Source organism: Nostoc sp. FACHB-110 (assembly GCF_014697425.1).
Taxonomy (GTDB): domain Bacteria; phylum Cyanobacteriota; class Cyanobacteriia; order Cyanobacteriales; family Nostocaceae; genus Nostoc_B.
On the sequence record NZ_JACJRU010000042.1, the window covers coordinates 60,805 to 68,692 of the forward strand.

Annotated in this window: 6 protein-coding genes; 4 read left to right on the plus strand and 2 right to left on the minus strand. The window is 39.3% G+C overall.

The window, feature by feature from the left end; translation table 11 throughout:
• The first annotated feature begins 257 nt into the window (after positions 1-257).
• Positions 258-3,323: a tetratricopeptide repeat protein gene (locus H6G69_RS27300; protein WP_190692256.1), complete on the plus strand. Its 3,066-nt coding sequence runs from the start codon at positions 258-260 to the stop codon at positions 3,321-3,323.
• A 210-nt stretch (positions 3,324-3,533) separates the two neighbouring features.
• Here the strand turns inward: H6G69_RS27300 and H6G69_RS27305 are convergent, their stop codons facing one another.
• The gene (locus H6G69_RS27305; RefSeq protein ID WP_190692257.1) at positions 3,534-4,409 is read right to left on the minus strand and encodes a hypothetical protein; all 876 of its coding nucleotides are present in this window, start codon (positions 4,407-4,409) and stop codon (positions 3,534-3,536) included.
• 246 nt (positions 4,410-4,655) lie between these two features.
• Here H6G69_RS27305 and H6G69_RS27310 point away from each other — a divergent pair, with 246 nt between their 5' ends.
• A complete protein-coding gene (locus H6G69_RS27310) occupies positions 4,656-5,228 on the plus strand; it encodes a thermonuclease family protein (protein ID WP_190692258.1) in 573 nt (190 codons plus the stop codon).
• A gap of 8 nt (positions 5,229-5,236) precedes the next feature.
• Here H6G69_RS27310 and H6G69_RS34175 read toward each other — a convergent pair whose 3' ends face one another.
• Positions 5,237-5,575 carry a hypothetical protein gene (locus tag H6G69_RS34175; RefSeq protein WP_242072196.1) on the minus strand — a complete coding sequence of 113 codons (339 nt, stop codon included), beginning with the start codon at positions 5,573-5,575 and terminating at the stop codon, positions 5,237-5,239.
• A gap of 179 nt (positions 5,576-5,754) precedes the next feature.
• Between H6G69_RS34175 and H6G69_RS27320 the strand changes: the two genes are divergently transcribed.
• Together H6G69_RS27320 and H6G69_RS27325 are read left to right on the plus strand one after the other, a co-directional pair.
• A complete protein-coding gene (locus H6G69_RS27320) occupies positions 5,755-6,210 on the plus strand; it encodes a hypothetical protein (protein ID WP_190692259.1) in 456 nt (151 codons plus the stop codon).
• Positions 6,207-7,793 carry a tetratricopeptide repeat protein gene (locus H6G69_RS27325; protein WP_190692260.1) on the plus strand — a complete coding sequence of 529 codons (1,587 nt, stop codon included), beginning with the start codon at positions 6,207-6,209 and terminating at the stop codon, positions 7,791-7,793. Before H6G69_RS27320 ends, H6G69_RS27325 begins: the two co-directional genes overlap by 4 nt.
• Positions 7,794-7,888 lie beyond the last annotated feature (95 nt).

A 7,888-nucleotide genomic window follows, 5' to 3' on the forward strand; every position in this document is an offset into this window, starting at 1 on the left:
CAATTTAACTTAGTCAACTTTATAAAATATGATGTTTTTTATTATTTTTAATCTATATTAACTTTTATTCATTAGAACCAAGTTAAGTAATGCAAAGAACTCTCATAAAATTAGCGCAATTATATCACTGATTATTCAAGCGATCGCCTGCTTAAAAAAAATTTAGTTTTATCACCTATTAAACCTCTAATTATAACTTCAGTTATGTTTATGGGAACAATAAACTATAACTATTTAACTGAATAAAATCTGTGGTTATGCAAGTTTCTCAAATTGCTGTAACTGTCTTACTGACTTTTACATCTCCAGTTTTAGGGCTGTATTATTTACAACCAATACTCGCCCAAGCTCCAGCCCCAACAGCCGAAGCACGCATCACCGAAGCCATCAACCTCAATAATCAAGGCGAAGGACTAGTTTACAAAGATTTAGTTGGTTTAGATGACTTGCAAGCTGGGTTAGGACTATTTCAACAGTCCTTAGCAATATTTAAACAATATGGTGCGAAAGCCGGAGAAGCCAACAGCTTAGTAAATATTGGCTACGTTTATTTGCGTAAAGGAGAGTATGTTAAAGCACTAGAATTTTTGAATTTAAGCTTGGATATTCGCCGCCAACTCCGCGACAAAGAAAGCGAATGGATACCTTTATCTTATATTGCAGAAGTCTATGTCAATCTGGGAGAATATGAAAAAGCCCTATCGTTTTATCAACCAGCGTTAACAGTTTTAAAAGAACTCAAAGCAGCTAACCCTAATGGCTATAGTTATGCTACTAGCGAAGCTAATCTATTAACTGATATTGGTGCAGTTTACTTTCGTACAGGTAAATATTCTTCGGCTTTGGAGTTTTATCAACAAAGTTTGACAATTCAAACAGCCAAGGGTGATAAAAGCGGAACTGCTCAAGCTTTAAACAACATTGGTGTTGTTTATCTTAACTTGGGTAACTATGGTCAAGCATTAGATTATTATCAACAAGCATTAAGCAATTTACAAGAGTGCTGTTCTACATTTTATGGAACACAAGCAGCTATTTTCAATAATATTTCAGCTGCATATTTTAGCTTAGGACAATATCAAAAATCGCTGGAGTTTGCGGAAAAATCTACAAATATTTATAAAAAACTTGGCACTGGGGAATATAAAAGTACAGACGAGCAAGCTATCAAGTTACTCTATAATGCCCTTGGTCAAAATGCTCAAGCTTTGCAACAACTGACTAACCGCGCCATTGTTGGTGATGCTTTTGGTAAAGACTCGTTTCAGTTTCAAGGTGCAGCTTTAAATTTGAATAATATCGGACAGATTTACTTGAGTTTGGGTAAATATGAGCAAGCACTCAAGTTATATCAGCAAGCTTTAGATATATATCAGCAAAATAAGTATAAATTGGGGGTTGCTGTCGCACTTAATAATATTGGGCGTGTTTACCAAAATTTGGGTAACTATAACCAAGCTCTAGAATATAACCAGCAAGCTTTAGCTAATTATCGAGAAATTGGCGATCGCACTGGTGAAGGCGTAACAATTAGTAACTTAGGGCAAGTTTATCAACAACAAAATCAATCCGATAAAGCTTTAGGACTATATCAGCAAGCTGTAGCTATTCACCGAGAAGTTGAAGATAAAGTGAGTGAAGCTGCAACGCTGAAATTTTTAGGCGATGTCTTAGCAGCCCAAAATCAACCACCACTAGCGATCGCATTTTACAAGCAATCAGTGAATTTAACCGAAACAATTCGGCAAAATTTACGAGTTGTGCCAACAGATGTGCAGAAATCTTACACCGAAACTGTTTCCGAAAGATATCGCCGCCTTGCTGACTTATTACTCAAACAAAATCGTCCAGCTGAAGCACAACAAGTTTTAGACTTGCTGAAAATTCAGGAAGTTAGTGACTATATTGGTAAACCTAGTACGAGTAAACCAAAGCTCACAAATAGAAATAATCAACGAGGTAGTTCTGCCAGCGTAGCCGTCAAAACTGAAGCTGAACAATTACCGCTAAAACCCCAAGAAAAGGAAATATCACAGAAGTATACGGCAATTCAAGACCAAGCGATCGCACTTGGTAAAGAACTCACCGCCCTGCGAAAAATTCCCCCACAAACCCGTACCGCAACTCAAGAAAAACGCATTGCGGAATTAGTCAAACTCGAACAAACCACCAACGCCGAATTTAACAAGTTTATTAAAAGTCCTGCTGTGGTGGCTTTGGTGCAACAATTATCCACAACATCGGGACAGGAAAATTTAAATTTACGTCAACTCAATTCTTTAAGAGATAACCTCCGCCAGTTAAATCAAAAAGCCGTGTTGCTGTATCCTCTGGTGTTAGATGACAGATTAGAATTAGTTGTCGTCTCTGCTGATGCGCCGCCAATTCACCGCACTGTCCCAGTAAAATCAGCCGAATTAACTCAAACAATTAATGAATTTCGAGAGGCAATTCTTGTTCCTTACAAAAATAGCAAAACCACAGCTAACAAATTATATAACTGGCTAATTAAACCTATAGAAAACGATTTAAAACAAGCTGATGCTAAAACTATCATTTATGCACCAGACGGGAAACTGAGATATGTACCCTTAGCCGCATTATATGATGGGCAAAATTGGCTAGTGCAACGCTTTGCTATTAATAATATCACGGCTGCTAGTTTAACTAAATTAGTTAGTCAACCACCAACATCTGTGAATGCTTTAGCGGCGGCTTTTACGAAAGGGGAATATACAGTAGCCGTAGGTCAACGCCAAGAAATGTTTAGTGGTTTAGAATTTGCCAAAGCAGAAGTAGAAAACTTAGCAAAAATTCTGCCCGGCAGCAAAGTTTTATTAGACAAAGATTTTAATCCTAATACAACAGTTCCCCAAATGAATGATTATAAAATTGTCCATTTGGCAACACATGGTAAGCTGGTCAATGGTTCACCAGAAGATTCATTTATTGTGTTTGGTGATGGCGAACACGCGACTTTAAGAGACATTGAAAATTGGTCGTTATCAAATGTAGATTTAGTAGTGTTGAGTGCTTGCCAAACTGGTTTAGGAGAAAAATCAGCTAATGGACAAGAAATTTTAGGTTTAGGATATGAAATTCAATTAGCAGGTGCAAAAGCGACAATGGCTTCATTGTGGTCTGTTTCTGATGGCGGTACTCAAGCATTAATGAATGAATTTTATTCAGCATTAAAATCTGGCAAGCTTACCAAAGCTGAAGCTTTACGAAAAGCACAAATTACTTTGTTGACCGATAAAAGTGGGGAATTTAATCATCCTTATTATTGGTCGGCTTTTATTTTGATTGGTAATGGTTTGTAATATCTGAAAATTTACGCACAAAGGTGATTGGTTAAGAATGGGCGTAAAAGTTTTAAAAGTTTTGGGCTACAAAAACAAAATCCGCACTTCGACAAGCTCAGTGACCACCTGCGCAGACTAATAAAAAATCAATGGTTTTGAACCCACGCAGGTGGGTTTTGTCTGTGTAGCCGCGACTTCAGTCGCCCTCGTGCTTTCTGAATCCTGAGCTTATTTTAAATATTGATTATCACAATATTGAACTGTTGGGGTAACGGCAACAATTTCTACTTCTATAGGCTTGTCTTGGTTAGCTTCGATAATAAATTCGCTAGCACCTACATGAGGTTTTTTTGTATTTCCCCAATCATAGGTGTAACCTAATCCTGTCCAGGGATAATAGGGTTTACCGCTAGCGTAGGAACTTTTATAAATGTTGAATAAAACAGAATTACTTTCAGGTACAGGTACAGGCAAAACTTTGCAAGTCTTACTATTAATTTCTGGGTTAATACATGGCCGGCTTAAATCTTCAGCTTTGACCCACATTTCTACAAAATAGGTGGGATTGGGATTACTGGCTAAAATTAAGCCTAAATACTGTTGCAACCTTAGTCCCAGCATAATTTCTCCAGGCACTTTCATGCCGATTCCTTGACATTTATGGCAGAATTCTTTAGTTTCAGGAAATGCGGTTAACCAGACTCGGCGAGTCAGAGATTTTTTGCCTAATGGCCAATCTTCATTAGGTTTTTTGGTGGATTTCCAAGTCACCATTAAAAATTCAGTTTTGCCATTGATTTGTCGGGTTTTGAGTTGAGAATTACTCGGGACTAGTTCCCAAAGATTATTTACTACTTCGTCTGGTTTGGGATTTTTGGCATCTTCAATAGCTGCGTCTAACTGTTGTTCTAAAAATTGATAACTTTCATGGTGATTGTTTTTGATGTAGTCATTGACGCTTTGGGTAGTTTCTTGTACTAGTAAATTTTTGGGAGAGTTTTGCAGATTCCGTACAGGAATTTCGGTGGCGAATAAACTGGAATAACCTATAGATAAACAAACACCTGTAAAGCCAAATAATAGATAATTTTTAATTTTTTGCATAACGAATTTATTGCCAATTAATAGCAAGAGATTTTGCAGAGATAAAGATTGAGTCCGATTTTATATTCAGGTTTGTTTAATGCGGGATTTTATTGCAATTTTGTAACTTTATTTAATTAGGGTTGATGCAAAAATTATTGACAAGGCTTAATTTAGCGAACCACCAAGGTGCAGAGTACACACACACAGAGTTGTTGCCAAAATCAACTATTGCTCATATCATCCATCAGAGTTAGGGGAGTTTGAATGCAGGATTTAATGAAACAATTAGGAATTTGGCTGAGTATAAGTATTTTAGTTTTGGGTTTGGGGAGTTGCGATCGCCTTTTTCCTCCTTCCGGCGATTTGGTGGAGAGAGTCAGCGATGGTGATACCTTAGCGGTTAAGGATGCTCAAGGTAATAAAATCAATGTGCGCTTTGCTTGCATCGATGCGCCAGAAGTACCCCACTCTAAAAAAGAAAGAGAAAGTCAACGCAGTACTGATCTCAATCAATTCAGTTGGGGTGCAAAAGCACAAGAACGTTTGCAGCAATTAGTCCAAAAATCAGGCGATCGCGTTACCTTGAATATTACAGATAGCGATCGCTACGGCAGAAAGGTAGCAGAAGTTCGTTTAAAAGATGGGACTTTGGTACAGGAAGTTTTATTGCGCGAAGGTTTAGCTAAGGTTTATCGTCCTTATTTAAATAAATGCCCTAGTAAAGAATTAGTGCAGCAAGCCGAAGCACAAGCGCAGCAGCAAAAGCTTGGGGTTTGGGGTGATGCCAAGTTTACCAACCCTTGGGAATATCGGAGTGTTAATAAAAGAAACTTATAGTTTAAGCATCAAGTCTCATTCACGAGTGTCAAAGGCTCATCTGTGAGTGTCAAAGACTTATCTGTGAGCATCAGAGGCTCATCCGCGAGTGTCAAAGGCTCATTCACGAGTGTCAAAGGCTCATCCGCGAGTGTCAAAGGCTCATCCGTGAGTGTCAAAGGCTCATCCGCGAGTGTCAAAGGCTCATTCACGAGTGTCAAAGGCTCATCCGCGAGTGTCAAAGGCTCATCCGTGAGTGTCAAAGGCTCATCCGCGAGTATAAAAGGCTCATCCGCGAGTGTCAAAGGCTCATCCGTGAGTATCAAAGCTTCAGGAATGGAAGTAAAAAACTCATTCAGGAAGTTCAAAACCTCAACCGCATCGCATCTTGTTAAAAAACTGTTTCTATATTCTGGCTGAGAATCAGAAATATAGTGATTGACGGCAAAAAACTGTTGTCCTACTAAGCCTTTACTGTTGCCTTCCTAAGTTTACTGAGGAAATTCACTATAATTACTTGTAATCGTCTAATATCGTACCCAATTATATGGAACCAATTACCGTAGGTGCGATCGCGCTTTTAGCTTTAATAGGTAATAAATTTGTTGATTGGTCAACAGAAAAAGCTTTGGATGCAATTTATGACCAAGCCAAGCAAGTAATTCATGATAAATCACCCGCAACAGCCGCAGCGTTAGAAACCGCAGCCACACAAGCAGCTTTACCGCCAGGAGAGCGAGAATATATTGGTGAAGCTGTATTAGTAGAAGAAGTCAAAAAAGCAGCAGAGGCATATCCAGAAATTCAAGAAGCCGTCGAAGCATTAGGTAATCAAGTTAACACGGCTGCACAAGCTAACCCTGAACTGAAGAAGGCTCTTGCCGAGTTAACCGCAGCTATTAAAGAGCAAAGTTCTACAACCTTGGTAAAACCACAAGGTATTATCACTACGGGTGGTGAGACTAAAGTCAAGGGTTCCACATTCAACTTTGGCAGTAAATGACCGATAACAACCTGCAAGGAATAATCACTCAGGGTGGAAAGGTTATTGTTAAAGATTCAACATTTAATTTTGGGTCATCACAACAGACTTCTCCACCGAATATTCCCAATAATTTAATTCGCAAAGGCGCAGTTAACTTTGTTGGGCGAGAAAATGAACTCGCCAACATCCATCACCAATTGCAGCAGTCGGGTAAAGTGGCAATTTCGGCGGTGGCTGGGATGGGTGGTGTCGGTAAAACGGAATTAGCAACCCAGTATGCACTAAAACATGAAGCTGATTATCCTGGCGGTATCTGCTGGCTGAATGGGAGAGAATCAGAGTTAGCCGCTAGTATTGTGCAATTTTATGGGTTGTACATCGCTCAAGAAATACTACAAGAATTAGGCGGAAAACTGCTGAACCCCCAAGAACAAGCGCGGTGGTGTTGGCAACATTGGCAACCATCTGAGGGTTTGGTGTTAGTAGTTTTCGATGATGTCACTAATTTAGAGCATCTGCAAGAAATACAGCCGCCAGCGAACCGCTTTCGCGTACTCATCACCACCCGTTTACGCAACCTCAACCCCAATTTTGTACGGGAAATTTCTTTAGATGTACTCCCAGAAAATAAAGCGTTAGAACTGCTAACAGCTTTTGTAGGTGAAAAGCGAATACAACGGGAAGAAACAGCCGCTAAACAACTATGTCAATGGCTGGGATATTTACCCTTGGGGTTGGAATTAGTCGGACAGTATTTAGCCGAAGATCCAGATTTATCTTTAGCAGAAATGCTTGAAAGGCTGGAGGTGCAACGACTAGAGGATGAAGCCCTGGAACGGAGACAGGCAACTCTGAGTGCAGCACAGCTAGGAGTAAAAGCCGCCTTTGAATTAAGCTGGCGAGAACTTGGTGAAAAAACCCAGCTTGTAGGTGCGTTATTGAGTTTGTTTGCCCCTGATGTCATTCCTTGGCAATTGGTAGAATCTACCAGTGAATTGTTAAATTGGGCAGAGGCAGATGTTAACGAAGCCAAAAAGCAACTTTACAAGCGTCATCTCATTCAAAGATTAGAAGATAAAAACGCTTGCTATCAAATTCATCCGTTAATTCGGGAGTTTCTCAAAGGGAAATTAGGGAAAATTAATACTTTTACAGGCACAGAGGAGTTAGGGGTTGAGTTCAAACAAGTTTTTGTAGCGGCAATAATAGCAAAAGTAAAAGAAATTCCTCAAGCTATCACTTTAGAATTTATCGCCTCAGTGCAGGATACTATTCCTCATCTTCAAGAAGTTGCTGAAAATTTAATTGATGTGGTGAGGGATGAAGATTTAATCTGGGTGTTTGTTGGTTTGGGTAAATTTTATGAAGGGCAAGGTTTGTATGTGTTAGCAGAACCTTGGTATGTGCAGTGTTTATCGGCAATAAAAACCCGTTTGGGAGAAGAACATCCTTACGTTGCCACCAGCCTGAACAACTTGGCATTACTCTATAATTCCCAAGGAAGATACAGCGAAGCCGAACCCTTGTTGCTCCAAGCTTTAGAAATGAGAAAACGCCTGCTGGGAGAAGAACATCCCGACGTTGCCCTTATACCAATTTAATATGAAGCTGCATAGAATAGAGCTTCCAGGATAAAGTTATAAGAAGACACAGAAATTACCTGCTCAAATGTGAGTTGGTCAAAGATTTCTTGGAT